The 17,631-nt window shown below is 66.7% G+C and carries 18 protein-coding genes; 14 read left to right on the top strand and 4 right to left on the bottom strand.

Annotation, left to right across the window (positions count from 1 at the left end):
- Position 1: 1 nt before the first annotated feature.
- On the bottom strand, positions 2-1,621 hold the full coding sequence (locus tag OHQ90_RS39355; protein WP_442941452.1) for a nucleotide-binding protein: 1,620 nt from the start codon (positions 1,619-1,621) through the stop codon (positions 2-4).
- Positions 1,622-3,892: 2,271 nt separating this feature from the next.
- On the opposite strand from OHQ90_RS39355, the gene infA reads away from it, so the two are divergent.
- The 8 genes from infA to truA all read left to right on the top strand — a co-directional run bounded on the left by infA (position 3,893) and on the right by truA (position 8,930).
- Positions 3,893-4,114: a translation initiation factor IF-1 gene (gene infA / locus OHQ90_RS09810; RefSeq protein ID WP_003418601.1), complete on the top strand. Its 222-nt coding sequence runs from the start codon at positions 3,893-3,895 to the stop codon at positions 4,112-4,114.
- 126 nt (positions 4,115-4,240) lie between these two features.
- Positions 4,241-4,354 (top strand): 50S ribosomal protein L36, encoded by a 114-nt coding sequence (gene rpmJ, locus OHQ90_RS09815; protein WP_011207363.1) that lies wholly within the window; start codon positions 4,241-4,243, stop codon positions 4,352-4,354.
- Positions 4,355-4,596: 242 nt separating this feature from the next.
- Positions 4,597-4,971, top strand: a complete 375-nt coding sequence (gene rpsM / locus OHQ90_RS09820; protein WP_014981767.1) for a 30S ribosomal protein S13 — start codon at positions 4,597-4,599, stop codon at positions 4,969-4,971.
- Between the two features lie 9 nt (positions 4,972-4,980).
- Entirely contained in the window at positions 4,981-5,394 is a 414-nt protein-coding gene (gene rpsK, locus OHQ90_RS09825; RefSeq protein ID WP_040731638.1) for a 30S ribosomal protein S11, read from the top strand.
- Between the two features lie 21 nt (positions 5,395-5,415).
- Positions 5,416-6,021 (top strand): 30S ribosomal protein S4, encoded by a 606-nt coding sequence (gene rpsD, locus OHQ90_RS09830; RefSeq protein ID WP_328409306.1) that lies wholly within the window; start codon positions 5,416-5,418, stop codon positions 6,019-6,021.
- A 152-nt stretch (positions 6,022-6,173) separates the two neighbouring features.
- The gene (locus OHQ90_RS09835) at positions 6,174-7,232 is read left to right on the top strand and encodes a DNA-directed RNA polymerase subunit alpha (RefSeq protein WP_040686662.1); all 1,059 of its coding nucleotides are present in this window, start codon (positions 6,174-6,176) and stop codon (positions 7,230-7,232) included.
- 156 nt (positions 7,233-7,388) lie between these two features.
- Positions 7,389-7,913, top strand: a complete 525-nt coding sequence (rplQ, locus tag OHQ90_RS09840) for a 50S ribosomal protein L17 (RefSeq protein WP_328409309.1) — start codon at positions 7,389-7,391, stop codon at positions 7,911-7,913.
- A gap of 93 nt (positions 7,914-8,006) precedes the next feature.
- On the top strand, positions 8,007-8,930 hold the full coding sequence (truA, locus tag OHQ90_RS09845) for a tRNA pseudouridine(38-40) synthase TruA (protein WP_328409310.1): 924 nt from the start codon (positions 8,007-8,009) through the stop codon (positions 8,928-8,930).
- A 146-nt stretch (positions 8,931-9,076) separates the two neighbouring features.
- On the opposite strand, the gene OHQ90_RS09850 is transcribed toward truA, so the two are convergent.
- The gene (locus OHQ90_RS09850; protein WP_328409312.1) at positions 9,077-9,520 is read right to left on the bottom strand and encodes an Hsp20/alpha crystallin family protein; all 444 of its coding nucleotides are present in this window, start codon (positions 9,518-9,520) and stop codon (positions 9,077-9,079) included.
- A gap of 158 nt (positions 9,521-9,678) precedes the next feature.
- Here OHQ90_RS09850 and OHQ90_RS09855 point away from each other — a divergent pair, with 158 nt between their 5' ends.
- From OHQ90_RS09855 to OHQ90_RS09880, 6 genes are all read left to right on the top strand, one after another.
- On the top strand, positions 9,679-10,512 hold the full coding sequence (locus OHQ90_RS09855) for an LLM class F420-dependent oxidoreductase (protein WP_328409314.1): 834 nt from the start codon (positions 9,679-9,681) through the stop codon (positions 10,510-10,512).
- A gap of 367 nt (positions 10,513-10,879) precedes the next feature.
- Positions 10,880-11,224, top strand: coding sequence for a hypothetical protein (locus tag OHQ90_RS09860; RefSeq protein WP_328409316.1), 345 nt, complete (start codon positions 10,880-10,882; stop codon positions 11,222-11,224).
- A 282-nt stretch (positions 11,225-11,506) separates the two neighbouring features.
- Positions 11,507-12,925, top strand: coding sequence for an MFS transporter (locus OHQ90_RS09865; protein WP_328409318.1), 1,419 nt, complete (start codon positions 11,507-11,509; stop codon positions 12,923-12,925).
- Positions 12,926-12,987: 62 nt separating this feature from the next.
- The gene (locus OHQ90_RS09870; RefSeq protein ID WP_328412744.1) at positions 12,988-13,647 is read left to right on the top strand and encodes a response regulator transcription factor; all 660 of its coding nucleotides are present in this window, start codon (positions 12,988-12,990) and stop codon (positions 13,645-13,647) included.
- Between the two features lie 19 nt (positions 13,648-13,666).
- Positions 13,667-15,523: an ATP-binding protein gene (locus OHQ90_RS09875; RefSeq protein WP_328409319.1), complete on the top strand. Its 1,857-nt coding sequence runs from the start codon at positions 13,667-13,669 to the stop codon at positions 15,521-15,523.
- The gene (locus OHQ90_RS09880; protein ID WP_442941453.1) at positions 15,523-16,431 is read left to right on the top strand and encodes a TAXI family TRAP transporter solute-binding subunit; all 909 of its coding nucleotides are present in this window, start codon (positions 15,523-15,525) and stop codon (positions 16,429-16,431) included. Before OHQ90_RS09875 ends, OHQ90_RS09880 begins: the two co-directional genes overlap by 1 nt.
- 8 nt (positions 16,432-16,439) lie before the next feature.
- On the opposite strand, the gene OHQ90_RS09885 is transcribed toward OHQ90_RS09880, so the two are convergent.
- Both OHQ90_RS09885 and OHQ90_RS09890 read right to left on the bottom strand, forming a co-directional pair.
- A complete protein-coding gene (locus tag OHQ90_RS09885; RefSeq protein ID WP_328409323.1) occupies positions 16,440-16,601 on the bottom strand; it encodes a hypothetical protein in 162 nt (53 codons plus the stop codon).
- 104 nt (positions 16,602-16,705) lie between these two features.
- Complete coding sequence (locus OHQ90_RS09890; RefSeq protein WP_328409326.1) at positions 16,706-17,608, bottom strand: LysR family transcriptional regulator; 903 nt, start codon at positions 17,606-17,608, stop codon at positions 16,706-16,708.
- Positions 17,609-17,631 lie beyond the last annotated feature (23 nt).

Consider the following 17,631-nt stretch of genomic DNA (forward strand, 5'->3'; position numbering starts at 1 on the left):
ATCAGTTCCGGTAGCGGCGGTGATCGACGCTGAATTCGTCGGCGACGGTCGCGGCGAGTTCGACATACGCGCGCTTGGTGGTCTTGTGCAGGCGATGCAGATCGATCTCGGCGCCCTCCGACAGATGCTCGTCATAGGGGATGACATGCACAGCACGGCAGCGCGACAGGAAGTATTCGCGCAGCTGCTGGATGCCGACATTCGGTGATCCCTCGCGCGGCAGGTTGATCACCACCACCGCATTGCGGACCAGGTGATCGTGGCCGTGCAGCGATAACCAGTCGAGCGTTGCCGCCGCGCTGCGAGCACCGTCGATCGCGGCCGAGGAGATCAGCACCAGGGAATGCGCCAGATCGAGCACCCCGCCCATGGCCGAGTGCATGAGCCCGGTACCGCAGTCGGTGAGGATGATGTTGTAGAACCGCTGCAGGATTCGGGCGACAGCACGGTACTCGTCGTCGCTGAATGCTTCGGAGGCCGCCGGATCCCGTTCGCTGGCAAGAACTTCCAGTCGACTCGTGCCCTGCGAGGTATGCCTGCGCACATCCGAGTACCGCTGGATCGCCGGATCCAGCAACAGATCACGCACCGTGGACCGCGTCTGCAGGGGTACCCGCTGCGAGAGGGTGCCGAAGTCCGGGTTGGCGTCCACCGCGATCACCCGGTCGCCACGGATGGACGAGAAGATCGACCCGAGACCCATTGTCGTGGTGGTCTTTCCGACGCCGCCCTTCAGCGAAAGCACCGCGATCCGGTAGTCACCGCGCACCGGCTGCCTGATTCGTGCGACCAATTCCTGCAGGCGAATCTCCTCCGCGGAGAGACCCGGATTGATTGCACCGCCGGAAACATGGTGCACGGCCTTGCGCCAGCCGCTACCCGGCGCTTTCTTGGCCCGCCGCAACGGAACATCGTCGAGCGACGGCTGCGGCATGTGCTGGTTGTACTGACCCGGGTGCTGCTGCTGCGCAGGCGCTCCAGGATGCGGCCCGGTCTGCGGCTGTCCCCACCCCGCGGCATCCGAGCCTGCCTCCACTGGAGGCTGCTGCCCCTGCCTCGCCGCGCCCTGCCACTGCTCGCTACCCGCCGCCGGTGGCTGGTTGCCGCCCGGTGCGTGCGACTGCCCGAATCCGGGGTCGCCGACCGGTGCCTGCGGTGCCGCCGGCGGCTGTCCCGAGCCGGCTGGATTGCCCCACTGGTCGCTGCCGGTCGACTGCGTGGACTGGCCGCCGCCTGCTGCATGCGGTCCCGTGGGTGGTCGTCCGAATCCTGCTGGGTCGCCGGCCGGTGCGGGTGCTCCGGTGGGTGGTTGTCCGAATCCTGCTGGGTCGCCGACCGGTGCGGGTGCTCCGGTGGGTCGTTGTCCGAACCCCGCTGGACCGCCGACCGACGTGTGCGGTCCAGGGGTTGGCTGCGTGAATCCTGTTGGGGCGCTGCCTGGTACGTACGGTGATGTGGGTTGCGCGAATCCCGACGGGGCGTTTGCGGGTGCTTGTGGCATCGGCTGGTCGCCGCCAAGAGGGTGCGGAGCAAGGCGATCTTGTTCCGGTGCGCGCGGCCCGGCCGGTGGCTGCGCGAATCCTGTTGGGCCCCAATGGCCGACGCTCGGCGCCTGCGGCATCGGTTGATCGCGGGTGTGCGGTCCCGTTGGTGGCTGGCCGAATCCTGCTGGGTTCTGCCACTGGGCGTTACCGGGTGCGTGCGGGGTCGGCTGATTGCCGCCCGGGGGGTACGGAGCAGGGCGATCTTGTTCCGGTGCGTGCGGCCCCACCGGTGGCTGTTCGAATCCTGTTGGGCCCCAATGGCCGCCGCCTGGTGTCGGTGACCCCACTTGGGGGCGCTGCCCGTATCCGGTCGGGTTCTGCCATGGTTCGCCGGTAGGTGCCTGTGCCGGCATCGAAGGCTGGGCGTATCCGGTCGGAGGCGGCGGGCCCGGCGTCGGTTGCCCGAGCGCCGCCGGGTTCTGCCACGGCTCACCCGGTCCTTGCGACATCGGCCGGTCGGATGCTGGTTGCTGACCGGGCATCGGGGTCCGTGACTGGTCGTTGGGCTCGACGGCCGCCTCGTCGGCGTCGATCTCCGACGCGAGTCGGTGGCGGCCCCGCACCGCAGACTCCGGGGCGGCAGGGCGTGCGGTCGACGGCTCGAAAGCGTTGGGGCGCTGGTCGAGTGTCGAGACGGCGCCGTGCGGTTGCGGCCACGGGGCCGACGCTATGGGCGTGGCACCGGTTCCGGCGGCCGATACTTCGTTGTCCACCGGCTCGCGCGTGGCGAATTCATCAGGGGGCGGGGGTAGTTCGGGGCGATGCCGCACCGGCGCGGACGGCTGCTCGGCAACCTGCTGACCGCCATCGGCGCGCTCGCCGCTCAGCCACGGTGGCGGACCGTCCGTGCTGTGTGGAACCGCCGACTGCGGGCGATCGTGCTGCGAGATGTCCGGCGCGCCGAGTTCGCCGCTGCGCGGTTCCGTTGCGGCAGTGGCTGATCCGTGGGCAGCATCCGCAGGAGCGGTGTTCGGTGCTTCGGGTTCGAAGCCGTGGCTGCCGTGCTCGGGCGCGACGGTCGATTCGGGTTCGTGCACCGGAGGAGCCGTTGGGCTTGCGAGGTTGCGTGGACCCATGTTCGGGGCACCCGGCTCGAATTCCGTACGGCTGTGGTCGGAACCGGGTCCGGCGAGCCACAGCGGCGGCCCATCGGGTTCCGGCATCGTCGGCATGCCATGGAGTTCGGCGGACGGTGTCGAATGGTCGGCCGGCGCAAGCGGTTGCTCGCCGGCCGTCGGCTGCGACAGCGCGGACGGCGACAATGCTTGTGCTACAGCCGGATCCGGCCTCGGTGGAGACGTCGGCAGATCGGGGTGCTGCTGGTAGCGCACCGTGGCCTCGGTCGAGGCCGGTGGCTCTCGGGGCGTGTCGACCGGCCGTGCGCCGAGCGGCTGGAAGCCCTGCGACGGCCTGCTCGGGTTGCGCGTCGGCAGCGGTGCCGACTGCCACGAGTTGTCGGGGTGTGGCGGCAGTTGGCTCGGCGCCTGCTCGCGCTGCTGCGGCGGCCAGGAGTCGTTCTGGCGGTGCGGGTTTGGTTGCGATGGCGGTCCAGGCCGCGGTTCCGGACCGCGCTGGAACTCGGGCCCACCTTGGAACTCTGGCCCGCGCTGCTGCTCTCGCCCACCTTGGAACTCTGGCCCGCGCTGCTGCTCTGGCCCACCTTGGAACTCTGGCCCGCGCTGCTGCTCTGGCCCGCGCTGGAAATCGGGACCACGCGACGGCTCAGGAGAGCCGGTGTGCGGCAGCTGATCCTGCTGCTGCTCCTCGCTGTGCTCGTCCTTATCCCGACGCCAGCCCTTGCGTCGTTTGTCCCGGCGTGCGGGATTGGGTTCCGGGCGATCGCTCTCGGGGGAGCGAGACTTGAAACGGCCGCGCCGGGGCGTTTCGTCGATGAGTTCTTGGTGTGGCAGGTTCTGTACTGGTGCTTCGTAGCCGACCTGTGTGACTTCGCTCTCGGATAGCCACGGTGGCAGCATGGGGAGGCCGTCGTTATTACGGCTCACGGCGTCTCCTCGCTAACGCTCGGTTCCGCCGTGCCCGGGGGCGCTGTGTCCATGGCTCGCTCGCTGCGCTCGCTCACCCATCCCCCTTGGATCTGCTGGACCGATTCCTGGACAGCGGCCAGTTTACGCGAAGGACGGCTGCCGTCGTTGGCAGGGACTTCCCCCGGGTCGGTGGGTTCTCAGGGAGCCATTTTTGCCGGATCCGGTACCGCCCGGTAAGCTGGAGCGGCGGTGCACCTATGCGCCGACTGCTTGCATGCCACCGTGCCGTTCGTCGACGGGTTCATACAAGCAGACACGAAGCAATCAAACCAGGTTTGAGCGTAAACCAGGATCGCGGAGGACATGGCGAAGAAAGACGGGGCCATCGAGGTCGAGGGTCGAGTTGTCGAGCCGCTGCCCAATGCGATGTTCCGGATCGAGCTCGAGAACGGTCACAAGGTTCTCGCGCACATCAGCGGGAAGATGCGGCAGCACTACATTCGTATCCTCCCCGAGGACCGTGTGGTCGTCGAGCTTTCGCCCTACGACCTGTCGCGCGGCCGCATCGTTTACCGCTACAAGTGATCGCGCCCGCTCCCGATGGAGCGCGACCACATGAGCCGCAAGGCTCACCCACAGAGACTTCCCCAGCCGTCGGCTGGGGAAAAACTGTGTTCACACCCGTGTGAACCATAAGAAGATTGGACGGACGTGAAGGTTCAGCCGAGCGTCAAGAAGATCTGCGAGAAGTGCAAGGTGATCCGCCGTCACGGGCGGGTCATGGTGATCTGCGACAACCTGCGCCACAAGCAGCGCCAGGGCTGATCCGACTCTTCGTAGTCGATCACCAGCCGGGCACCGATCACTGATCGGCTTGGCCACAAAAGAAGAACTCCCAGCTCCAGCCGCACACTGCGGAATTTCGGGTAGCGATGGTTTCGACAAACTGTCGAGGATCTCAATACCCGAAGGTGTGCGTGCCAACCCCCGGTTCGGAGGCCGGGGCCCCACCAAGACGAGGGGACGGACAGGGAGCAGACCTCCGCAACAGTTAAGGAACCTGCCACATGGCACGTCTCATGGGCGTTGATCTCCCGCGCGAAAAGCGCATGGAGATCGCGCTGACTTACATCTACGGCATCGGCCGTACCCGCTCCAAGGAGATCCTCGCGGCGACCGGCGTCAGCCCGGACCTGCGCAGCAAGGACCTCAGCGACGATCAGGTCACGCAGCTGCGTGACTACATCGAGAGCTCGCCCGAGCTCAAGGTCGAAGGTGACCTGCGCCGCGAGGTGCAGGCCGACATCCGTCGCAAGATCGAGATCGGCTGCTACCAGGGTCTGCGCCACCGTCGTGGTCTGCCCGTCCGTGGCCAGCGCACCAAGACCAACGCGCGTACCCGCAAGGGCCCGAAGCGCACCGTCGCCGGCAAGAAGAAGTAGGGATAACCGATGCCTCCGAAGTCACGGGCCTCCGGCCCGAAGAAGACCCAGAAGTCGCGTCGCCGGGAAAAGAAGAACGTCCCGCACGGCCACGCGCACATCAAGAGCACGTTCAACAACACCATCGTGTCGATCACCGATCCGGCAGGCAACGTCATTTCCTGGGCGTCGTCGGGCCACGTCGGCTTCAAGGGTTCGCGCAAGTCGACCCCGTTCGCCGCGCAGCTCGCCGCCGAGAACGCTGCCCGCAAGGCGCAGGAGAACGGCGTCAAGAAGGTCGACGTCTTCGTGAAGGGCCCGGGTTCGGGTCGCGAGACTGCGATCCGTTCGCTGCAGGCCGCAGGCCTCGAGGTCGGCACGATTTCCGATGTCACCCCGCAGCCGCACAACGGCTGCCGTCCGCCCAAGCGGCGTCGCGTCTAGCGGGAAAGGATTAGATAACAAATGGCTCGTTATACAGGCCCCATCACCCGCAAGTCGCGTCGTCTGCGTGTCGACCTCGTCGGAGGCGACCAGGCGTTCGAGCGTCGCCCCTACCCGCCCGGCCAGCACGGCCGCGCGCGGATCAAGGAGAGCGAGTACCTGCTCCAGCTGCAGGAGAAGCAGAAGGCTCGCTTCGCCTACGGCGTCATGGAGAAGCAGTTCAGCCGGTACTACAAGGAGGCCAACCGCCTCAAGGGCAAGACCGGTGACAACCTGCTGCGTCTGCTCGAGTGCCGACTGGACAACGTGGTGTACCGCGCGGGTCTCGCGCGTACCCGTCGTCAGGCTCGCCAGCTGGTCAGCCACGGCCACTTCACGGTCAACAACAAGAGCGTGAATGTGCCCAGCTTCCAGGTGACCCAGTACGACATCATCGATGTCAAGGAGAAGTCGCTCGGCACGCTGCCGTTCCAGGTTGCTCGCGAGACCGTCGGCGACCGTCCGGTTCCCGGTTGGCTGCAGGTGATCCCGGGCCGTCTGCGCATCCTGGTTCACCAGGTGCCGGAGCGCGCTCAGATCGATGTGCCGCTGCAGGAACAGCTGATCGTCGAGTACTACTCCAAGTAGTCATCGGGCGAGCCGTCCCGGATACCCTGGGCGGCATCGCGCACGGCTTCAGCGCTGCTGGTGTGTGGTCGCAAGCGACCGCTTGCGACCACACACAACCCCCAGAACGTGGGCGTCAAATAGTGGGCGCCCGTACAGGAGGATGATTCCTAATGCTGATTTCACAGCGTCCGACGCTGACCGAAGAGGTCGTCGCCGAGAACCGCTCGAAGTTCACCATCGAACCGCTCGAGCCGGGCTTCGGTTACACCCTCGGCAACTCGCTGCGCCGTACCCTGCTGTCCTCGATCCCGGGGGCCGCGGTTACGAGCATTCGCATCGACGGCGTCCTGCACGAGTTCACCACGGTTCCCGGCGTGAAGGAAGATGTCACCGACATCATCCTGAACCTCAAGGGACTGGTCGTGTCCTCGGAAGAGGACGAGCCGGTCACGATGTACGTGCGCAAGCAGGGTCCGGGCACCGTCACCGCCGGTGACATCGTCCCGCCCGCCGGTGTTGTCGTGCACAACCCGGACATGCACATCGCCACCCTGAACGACAAGGGCAAGCTGGAGATCGAGCTCGTCGTCGAGCGTGGTCGCGGTTACGTCCCTGCCGTGCAGAACAAGGCTTCCGGCGCGGAAATCGGCCGGATCCCGGTGGATTCGATCTACTCGCCGGTGCTCAAGGTGACCTACAAGGTCGAGGCCACCCGTGTCGAGCAGCGCACCGACTTCGACCGTCTGATCCTGGACGTGGAGACCAAGAACTCCATCACCGCACGGGATGCGCTCGCTTCGGCGGGCAAGACCCTGGTCGAGCTCTTCGGCCTGGCCCGTGAGCTGAACGTCGAGGCCGAAGGCATCGAGATCGGCCCGTCGCCGGCCGAGGCGGATCACATCGCTTCGTTCGGTCTGCCGATCGAGGACCTGGACCTCACCGTCCGGTCCTACAACTGCCTCAAGCGCGAGGGTGTGCACACCGTGGGCGAGCTCGTTGCCCGCACCGAGTCGGACCTGCTGGACATCCGCAACTTCGGCCAGAAGTCCATCGACGAGGTCAAGGTCAAGCTGCATGCGCTCGGCCTCTCGCTCAAGGACAGCCCGGCGTCGTTCGATCCTTCTTCCGTGGTGGGTTACGACGCGAGCACTGGAACGTGGAGCGACAGCGGCACGTTCAGTGACACCGATGGCGGCGAGCAGGACTACGCCGAGACCGAACAGCTCTAGGCCGCTGGGGTAGGCACCCCGGCTCGGCCTCGCACCTGCGGCGTGACCGACGCGCCCGGAGGCACAAGGTGGGAGCCGTCGACGCGATACTCCGCAAGGTGTACGCGCACACGCAGGGCGCCGGGAGCGCCGCAATAAGACACAGGAGAACAAACAATGCCCAAGCCCAAGAAGGGTGCTCGCTTCGGCGGGTCGGCGTCGCACCAGAAGGCGATCTTCGCCAATCTGGCGACGGCGCTCTTCGAGCACGGTCGTATTTCGACCACCGAGGCCAAGGCCAAGGCGCTGCGCCCCTACGCCGAAAAGCTTGTCACCAAGGCGAAGGCCGGCACTCTTGCCGACCGTCGCGAGGTGCTCAAGGTGATCCGCAACAAGGACGTCGTGCACGAGCTCTTCGCCACGATCGGCCCCTCGTTCGAGGGTCGCGAGGGTGGTTACACCCGCATCACCAAGACGCTGCCCCGCAAGGGTGACAACGCGCCGATGGCGATCATCGAGCTGGTTCGCGAGAAGACCGTGACCAACGAGGCCGACCGCGCTCGCCGTGTTGCCGCGTCCAAGGCCGAGGCGCCTGTCGCCGAGGTTGTCGAGGAGACCGCCGACGAGGCTGTCGCCGAGACCGCCGAGGTCGAGGCCCCGGCTGCCGACGCCGCTGAGGAGAAGGCCGACGACAAGGCCTGAGGCCGTGTTTCGTGAACGAGCCCGCCACCCGCAGTCTGGGTCGGCGGGCTCGTTCGGTTCGACCAGGAGATCGCTGTGAACGTGGAGGATTCGATGGATTCTGTTGAACCGTCACGGGATTCAGCTCAGCATCAGCAGGAGTCGGCTGAGTTCGGACCGGGTGCGGCAGTATCGGCTCCGGTGCCGGTCGGCGCAGCGGTTCGCGTGCGCCTCGATATCAGTTACGACGGTACCGATTTCACCGGCTGGGCGCGTCAGCCCGGGCTGCGCACCGTGCAGGGCGTGTTGGAAGAGTCGCTCAGCAAGGTGTACCGCGAGCCGGTGCAGCTGACTGTCGCAGGCCGCACCGATGCGGGCGTGCACGCCGAAGGGCAGGTCGCGCACTTCGATACGACCGCCGAGTTCGATGCCGGGAAACTGGTGCATCGGATGGCGCGCTTTCTACCGAAAGATGTGCGTATCAAGGCCGCTCGCGTTGCACCCCCCGAATTCGATGCCCGCTTTTCCGCGATCCGCCGGCACTACGCCTATCGCCTGACCACCGCGCCTTACGGCGCCGAACCGCTGCAGGCGCGCAGCGTGGTCGCCTGCCGGTCCGACGTCGATGTCGACGCCATGCGCGACGCCTCGCGAAAACTCCTCGGGCTGCACAACTTTGCCGCATTCTGTCGCCGCCGTGACGGCGCGACCACGGTGCGCGAACTTCAGCGCTACGACTGGGAGCGCGACGGTGACGCACTGACCGCTTACGTCAGCGCCGATGCCTTCTGCTGGTCGATGGTTCGCAGTCTGGTCGGCGCCGTGCTCGCTGTCGGGGAGGGACGACGCACGCCAGACTGGGTTGCCGATCTGCTGAACGAAACCGAGCGTTCGAGCTCGGTTACCGTTGCCCCGGCGCACGGCTTGAGCCTGATCGCCGTCGACTATCCGGCCGACGCCGACCTCGCGGCTCGTAATGCTGAGACTCGCGAAATGCGTTCGGTCCCAGTGCCGGACGAAGGCTGCTGCGGCGACTGATCAAATCCGGTCGCAGGGGCCGCGTCACCTGATCGCGCCGCGGATCCGCTGACCATCCAGCAGCCCGCGGTGTTCATGCTCGAGTCGTGAAAGGGCGCTCCCGCACCGCGAAGCACGATACGGCGCGGGAGCGGGAGACGGGTCTGTTACGACGAACCTGCTTCGATGGTCTTCGGCTGCGACGACGAGCCGGAGATTGCGATGCGGCGCGGCTTGGCCTTCTCGGCAATCGGGATCGTCACCGAAAGCACGCCGTTGTTGTAGGTCGCGCTGATCTTGTCGGCATCGACGTTGTCGCCGAGCGAGAGCTGGCGCATGAATGTGCCCGCGAAGCGCTCGGAGGCAATCCACTGGACACCTTCGTCGCTGGGCGTGCTGCGTTGCGCGCGCAACGTGAGTGTGCCGTTGTCGACACTGACGTCGACCGAACCGGGGTCGACTCCGGGCAGGTCGGCGTTCAGCACGTAATGGTCGCCTGCCCTGAACAGATCCATCGGCATGAATCGCGGAGCACGCGTGGTACCAGCGGCTTCGCCCAGCAATTGGCGGGCGACAGTATCGATGTCATGAAACGGATCGAATCTCAGCACAGCAATCACCTCCATCCCCGTTGGCGGCACTCACCACGGCGGTGAGCGCCGAAAGCTGTGCACCCACAAATTTAGCACTCTCCATTGGCGAGTGCCAGGTCTGCACACGTACGGCGGCGGGTGGAATAGGCGCCGCCTCATGGCCGTTCGCTTCAGATATGGCTATAGAGCAGCTCGGACGGTTCGGCGTATGGCGCGACTACACGGGGTTCGCCCCCGAGCAGGCGCGGGAGTTGGAGGAGCTGGGCTACGGCACCCTATGGCTGGGGGCCTCGCCGCCCGCCGAGCTGTCCGAGGTGGAGACGCTGCTGGACGCGACCGAGTCGATCACCGTGGCAACCAGCATCGTCAATATCTGGTCCGCACCCGCGAAGCAGGTGGCCGAGTCGTTCCATCGGATCGAGGCACGTTTTCCCGGCCGTTTCCTGCTCGGCCTCGGCGCCGGTCATCCGGAACAGGCAGGCAACTACAGCAAGCCCTATGACGCGCTCGTCGACTACCTGGATGAGCTGGACGAGGCCGGAGTGCCGAAGCAGCAGCGCGCCCTCGCCGCGCTCGGCCCGCGGGTGCTGAAGCTGGCGGCGGATCGCACCGCCGGCGCGCTGCCCTACTTGGTCACCCTCGCGCACACCGCGAGCGCTCGGCAGGTGCTCGGCGCGGACGCGCTGTTGGCGACCGAGCACAAGGTCGTGCTGGACACGGATCCGGTGCGGGCGCGCGCGACGGCTCGTCCGCGCGTCGAGTTCTATCTGGATCTGCAGAACTATGTTGCGAATCTGCGTCGCCTCGGGTTCGGCGACGAGGACCTCGCCAAGCCGGGCAGCGACCGGCTCTACGATGCGCTGGTCGCCCATGGCGCCGCCGATTCGATTGCCGATCAGCTGGGCGCGCATCTGCGCGCGGGCGCCGATCATGTTGTGGTGCAGGTGCTCGATGCCGACTCCCAGCAGACACTGCGCGCACTGGCGCCGGAGCTTGCCGCACTGTCCTGAGGCGCGCCTGCACATTTGAAATTTTGATGTTTGAACTATCGGCTATCGCCTGAGCTGCTGGTATCGCTATGGCTCCGTGGGTAATTCGGTAGCTATCGCTACCGTAGAGGTGCGATCGGCGGCGGAGACTCCGCCGCCGACGCGTTCGGTCGTCGGAGGTAGCGCCAAAGGTTCAGCCGGACTGAGGCATTCGAATTTGCTCGCTGACCTCATAGCTTGCTCGTTCGAGCGTGATCGCGAATGGCCACGTGTTGTGCTTGCGTTGCCACGTGTTGGAGGTTCTTCGAAATTGTGTGGAACCGAAAGGATCCCGGCGCCGTCCAACCCTTCAGAGTCAATCCGACTCATCGAAACGAAGGGGATCTCCATGTTCAACTCATCCGCGAAATTGATAGTCGGCGTCATCGTCGCGGTCGCCGGGTTCGGCGGTTCATCCGGAGTGGCATCGGCCGACACGTATGACGTCACCCCGGCGAACGGCTATCAGGCAGCCGATTCGGTGTGCGGCTTCCATGAAGAGTCGGGAGGGGCGCTCTGGTGGAACAATTGCAGTGATCAGAATCAGCTGATCAATATCCACCGCCCGTGGTCGGTGGATCAGACATACTGCGTGCCTGCCCACAAGGATGAATACGTGACCTCGAGCCAGGAGTTCAGCGAGTACCCGGTCGGATACACCAACGATCTGACCTACATCAAGGATGGTTGCTGATCAGAACCGCCCTGAGTGTGATGGGTGCGGCGCCGGGGATCTCGGAGTTGCCGCGCGTATCGGGGCAGGCTCGGTTGCACCGACGCGGATGTGGCCGAGCCGGGCAGCGACCTTGCGCATACAGGCACCGTTGCTCCCGCGGTAGCCCGCGACCAGGAAATTTCGCCGAGCTGATCGTCCTAAGGGACTGTAAGAAACCCACGGGAACCATTCCCCGGCGACTGTGACAGCAGACACACTCGATCCCAGCTGACGCGCTGACGCGTCGATGAAGGAGATCTTGTGACTACGACACAGCCCGTAAGCGAGCGCCGGGTGATTGCGAACGTGCTTCGCGGATCGATCGGCAATCTCGTCGAGTGGTACGACTGGTATGTCTACGCCGCTTTCAGCGTGTACTTCGCGAAATCATTCTTCCCCGCGGAAGATCCGACGGCGCAGCTGTTATCGGCCGCCGCTCTGTTCGCGGTCGGCTTTTTGATGCGTCCGATCGGCGGCTGGCTACTCGGCCGCTACGCCGACCGGTTCGGTCGCCGCTCGGCGCTGACCCTTTCGGTCAGCGTGATGGCGGCGGGCTCGCTGCTGATCGCGCTGACCCCGGGGTATCAGACGATCGGACTCGCCGCACCGATCATCCTGCTGCTGGCCCGACTGCTGCAAGGGTTGTCGGTCGGCGGTGAATATGCCACCAGCGCAACGTATTTGTCGGAGGTGGCCTCTTCCGGCAAGCGCGGGTTCTACTCGAGCTTCCAGTACGTCACCCTGGTCGCCGGCCAGTTGGTCGCGCTGGGTGTGCAGATCGTCCTGCAGCAGTTCCTCGACAACGCCCAGATGGACAACTGGGGCTGGCGGATTCCGTTCGTCATCGGCGCGGCCGGTGCACTGGTCGTGATGTGGCTGCGGCGCGGCATGGACGAGTCCGAGCAGTTCGAGGCCGTCATCGAGGCGGAGCGGAGCGACACGGCCACCGCTTTGCCGCACGGTCGAGACGCGGCGGCCGCGATGAGCGGCAAGCCCGCGCCGCCGCGTGGCTCGCTGCGGATGCTGTTGCAGTACCCCCGGGAGTGCCTGCTCGTGATGGGCCTGACCTTGGGCGGCACCGTGGCTTTCTACACTTACACCACCTACATGCAGAAGTTCATGATCTACACCTCCGGCATCTCCAAGCCGACGGTGGCGTGGATCAACTTCATCGCGTTGCTGGTGTTTGTGGTGTTGCAGCCGCTGGCCGGCGGGCTGTCGGACCGGATCGGCCGCCGCAAGCTGCTGATGTTCTTCGGTGTGGCAGGCGCCCTGCTGACCGTGCCGATCATGACCGTGCTCGCCCACACCAAGAACCCGATCGCCGCGTGGGCGCTGATGATGCTGGCGCTGGTCATCATCACCGGCTACACCTCGATCAATGCGATCGTGAAGGCCGAGCTGTTCCCGACCAAGATCCGCGCGCTCGGCGTCGGGCTGCCGTACGCGCTGACGGTCGCCATCTTCGGCGGCACCGCGGAGATGATCGCGGTCGCGCTGAAGAAGGCCGGCCACGAGTCGCTGTTCTTCTGGTACGTCGCGGGCTGCATCGGTATCTCGCTGATCACGTACTACTTCATGCGGGAAACGTCGAAGGAGTCGACCATCGACGCCGAGGCACCAGCGGCGGACACCGCGTCCGCGCCCGATGAACAGGAACTCGCGCCCGCGCGCGCCTGACGGCCGTGGCCAACGAGGTTATGCGCGCACGCGCCGATCGTCCCCTGTGGGAGGATCGGCGCGTGCGGCTTGCTGTGGTCGAAGACGACGACGGTGTTGGCGACGCCCTGGTAGAGGCGCTCAACGCCCGCGGATACCGCGCCGAGCGCATGCGAAGGGGCACGGATCTGCTGATGGCGCATCGCGGCTACGACGCGGTGATCCTCGATCTCGGCCTGCCCGACGCCGACGGGCTGCAGGTGCTGCGGCAGTTGCGCGAGGTGAGCTCGATACCGGTGTTGATCCTGACCGCCCGCAGCGACGAACGTTCCATCGTGCGCGGGCTGCGCGGCGGCGCCGACGACTACCTGGTGAAGCCACCGCGGATCGCCGAGCTGATGGCTCGGCTGGAGACGGTCATGCGGCGCGCGGCGGTGGCAGCGGAGCCGACGCGCGCGGAGGTGGTGACCGGGGATGTGCGGGTGGATCTCGCCGCACGGGTGGTCGAGGTCGGTGGGACGCCGATCGCGTTGACGCAGAAGGAGTTCGAGTTGGTGGAGGTGCTCGTCGAGCGGCCGGGCGCCGCCGTCAGTCGCCAGCAACTGATGGACCGCATCTGGGGTGACGCGTTCGTCGCGGTGTCGCGGTCGCTGGACGTGCACATGACCGCATTGCGCGCGAAGCTGGCCAGGCCCGGTCTGATCACCACCATTCGTGGCTACGGCTATCGGTGGGGACAATGAGCCGGGGAGCGGAGCCGGAATGCGTCGACGGCTACTGATCGCGTTGACAGTGTTCGCGGCGCTGGCGGTGCTCGCGTTCGCGGTGCCGCTGTCGCTGACCTTCGCCACCAGCCGGACCCAGGAGCTGGTGCTCGGCCGTTCCGGGGACGCCGATCGGTTCGCCACCCTGGCCGATGTCGCGGCCGCGGACGGGGATGTCCGTGCGCTGGCCGAGGAAGTCGGCCGCTACCACGAGCTCTACGACGAGCCCGTGCTCGTTGTCGACGCGCGCGGCGCACCGACGGTCAATGCGGCCGTGGATATCGATGATGCCGCCATTGTCGCCGCGGTGGCCGCCGCGCGCCGCAATCAGCGACCGCAGCCGATCGACCGGCTGACTCCGTGGGGCGCGCCGACCATGCTGGTCGCGCGGCCGGTCGGGACCGGCGTGCAGGTCAATGGCGCCGTGGTGATCGAGGCGTCCACCGCGCGGGCCCGCGCCGATATCGCGAAGGCGTGGGCGCTGATCGCGGCGGGAGCTGTCGTCGCCATGGCGGTGTTCACGCTGCTGGCACTGACTCTGAGCCGCTGGGTGCTGCGACCGCTGGCCGCGTTGTCGCATGCGGTCGCGGACCTGACCGCAACACTGCCGAAACCACGCACCGAAGTAGCCGCACCCTCGATCGCCCGCCGCCACGGCGGGCCGCCGGAAATGCGGGCCGTCGCGGAATCGTTCGACGCCATGGCGCTCGCCGTCGCCGACTCGGCGGACGCCCAACGTCAGCTCGTCGCCGACACCGCCCACGCCATGCGTAACCCACTGGCCGCTTTGACAATTCGTCTCGATTCGCTGGAGCCCGCCATCCCGGCGGCTGCGACCGCAACCTTTCATCGCGCGAGTGCCGAGGTCGAACGTCTGACCGCGCTGCTCGACGGCCTACTCAGCCTGGCCGTAGCCGAAACCCCCGCTGCCTTCGAAGCCGCACGCGCCGCCGGTGGCACCGAAAACCATTGCGACGCGGTACAAGTAGTCGCCGATCGGATCGATGCCTGGTATTCCGCTTTCGAGAGTGCGGGCATGCAACTGGGTGCGCGGGTCGAGCCGGTCGTTGGAGATGATGCCGCCGGCGGTGTGGAGGCCGGTGGATACTGTGCCGCTGGCGGTGTGGGGGTCGGTGGAAACACTGGCGCTGGCGGTGTGGGGGGCGTTGGAGACGATGCTGCCGGCGGTGTGGGGGTCGGTGGAAACACTGGCGCTGGCGGTGTGGGGCGCGTTGGAGACGATGCTGCCGGCGGTGTGGGGGTCGGTGGAAACACTGGCGCTGGCGGTGTGGGGCGCGTTGGAGACGATGCTGCCGGCGGTGTGGGGGTCGGTGGAAACACTGGCGCTGGCGGTGCAGGGCGCGTTGGAGACGATGCCGCCGGCGGTGTTGAGGTCGCTGGAAACAATGCCGCCAGCCGTGTGCCGGTCGCTGGAACCCACGTGACCAGCAGCTCGCGGGTCGCTGGATACGATGGTTCGACCGACTTGCAGGTTGATCGAAATGGCGCGGAGGTTGCGCTTCCCGCGGACGTCCTTGCGCAAATACTCGATGTGCCCCTGAGCAATTCGTGCCGCTACGCGGGTTCCGGCACACACACGACGATTACCGTCGACACCGAGCCCGGTTGGGTGACGGTGACCGTCCGCGACGACGGCGCCGGAGTGGCCCCTGAGGAGATCGACAAACTCGCCACCCGCTTCTATCGCGGCGCCACCGCACCCGCGGGTGGCTCTGGCCTCGGTCTCCCGATCGCCACTGCCCTGACTCAGGCCCGCGGCGGCACGTTGACCGTCGAGCCGGTCGACCCGCACGGCCTCGCGATCCGCATCCGGCTACCAAGGGTGGTCGAGTGATGCGCCGTCGGAACTTCTTGGCGCTGGCGGCTTTCGGGGCCGTTGCCGGGATGTCGGGGTGCGGCACGGATGCGGGTGGTGTCAACGTCCGGTTGGCTTCCGGTGAGGCGGGTGGGCTTTATCACGCGTTCGCGCGGCTGCTCGCGGCTGTTGCGGAGCAAGCGGGCGGGGTGCGGATCGAACCGGTGACGACCTCGGGCTCGCAGGAGAATCTGGCCCGCCTTGCCGCGGGCGAGGTGGATGCGGCGCTGACGCTGTCGGATTCGGTGGGGGAGCGCGATCGGGTGTCGGCGCTCGGTCGCGTCTACGAGAACTACCTGCAACTCGCGGTGCGGGCGGACAGTCCGATTCACCACGTCGCCGACCTGCGCGGCACCCGGGTGAACCTCGGAGCCGCGGGCTCGGGTGCCGCGGTCACCGGCGAGCGGCTGCTGTGGGCCGCGGGCTTGGATCCGGCGGTGGATGTGTCGATTGCGCATCGGCCGTTGCGGGAGGCGGTGGCGGCGTTGGACTTCGATGAAATCGACGCGCTGCTCTGGGCGGGCGGCGTGCCAACCAGTGCACTCGAGGTGCCGCGGCGGATGCGCCTGGTCGACCTGGGTGAGTTGGCTGTGCCGATGCGAGAGCGGTTCGGCTATCTCTACGACCGTGTCGAGATTCCCGCCGATGCCTATCCCGGCGGCCCCGCGGTGCACACGGTGGGCGTCGCGAATCTGCTGCTCGCCGCGCCGTCCCTGCCGGACGATGCCGCAGCGGTGATCGTCGACCTGCTGCTTTCCTACGCCGACGCGCTGGTCCCGGCCGAGGCCGCGGGCACCCAATTCCTGGATGCCCGCTCACTGATCGGAACTGGCTCGGTACCACTGCATCCCGGTGCGGCAGCGGTATATCGGCGCAGACACGGTTGAGATACGCGTCAGCAGGTAACCGACAGGCCCGCTGACCGCGATGCACGGCTGTTGGCCTTGCTGGTCTGCACGGCCGCCTCGCCGAAGGCCATGATCCGCGTGTTCACCCTGGCGACGTGCCAGACCAGTCGGCATTCCATGGGTCGCGCATCCTCGATGAGCGCGATCATTCGAGGCAGTATGCGCAGCACTGGGTCGAGTTGAAGGTCGGGCTCGTCGACCGGATGGCAGGCGAGCGCTATGTCGACAGCATCGCGTTGCTCAACCGCGGGGATCAGTGCTGACGGTTCTTGCTCGTTTCCATCGCGGCGTCGTTGAACGCCCGGACTCTGGCTGTCTCCCGGGAGACCCGCCACACGAACCCCCACTCGACGGGCGGGGCGTCGTCGAACGGGAGGTAGGTGACGTCCGGTCGGAGGTAGAAGCGGGTGACCTGGGCTCCGACGATGAAAGCGCCCTCGCCCGCGCCGATGAGGGTGAGGATTTCCTGGAAGGTCTGGGCGCGCCTGCCGTGCGCAATCGGCGCGCCACTCGGCGTGTGCGACGGGACCCGGTCCTGCACGACCGAGTCGGGCAGCGTCGTCGGCATCCGCAGCAGGGTGACCGCGGTGAGATCCTCCAGCGAGATCGAGGCGCGCCGGGCCAGTGGATGCCGGGAGGACACCGCGAGCATGCGCGCCTCACTGATCAGGGTCGGGCCGGTGACCAGGTCGGGCTCATCGATCGGACGGCCGATCAGCACCATGTCGAAAGCGTCGCTGCGCCAGCCGATGAGGCCGTCGCTGATCTGCACCTCTCGGATATTCACCTCGCTGCCGGGGTGCGCCGCGCGGAAGTGCTTGGTCGCCTCCAGAATCAGCTGACCGGCGGCGGCGCCGTTGAATCCGATGTTCAGCACACCGGTGACACCGCGACCTTCGGCGGTCGCGCGCTCGATGGCCTGCTGAATTCGCTGGTGCCCCGGTAGCAGATCCTCGCGCAGCAGTTGCCCGATGGGAGTGAGGGTCACCTTGCGGCTGGTTCGTTCGAAAAGCGTTGCGCCGATTTGGCGTTCGAGGCGTTGGATGATCTGGGTGATCCGGCTCGGCGACACCCGGAGCCGCTCGGCTGCTCTGCCGAAATGCAGCTCGTCCGCCAGCGTCAGGAACGCTTCGATCTCGTGCCGTTCCATGGCCATCCCGTCGATCGTTGAGTGGGCCT

The organism is Nocardia sp. NBC_00403, from assembly GCF_036046055.1.
In the GTDB taxonomy this organism is placed as follows: Bacteria; Actinomycetota; Actinomycetes; order Mycobacteriales; family Mycobacteriaceae; genus Nocardia.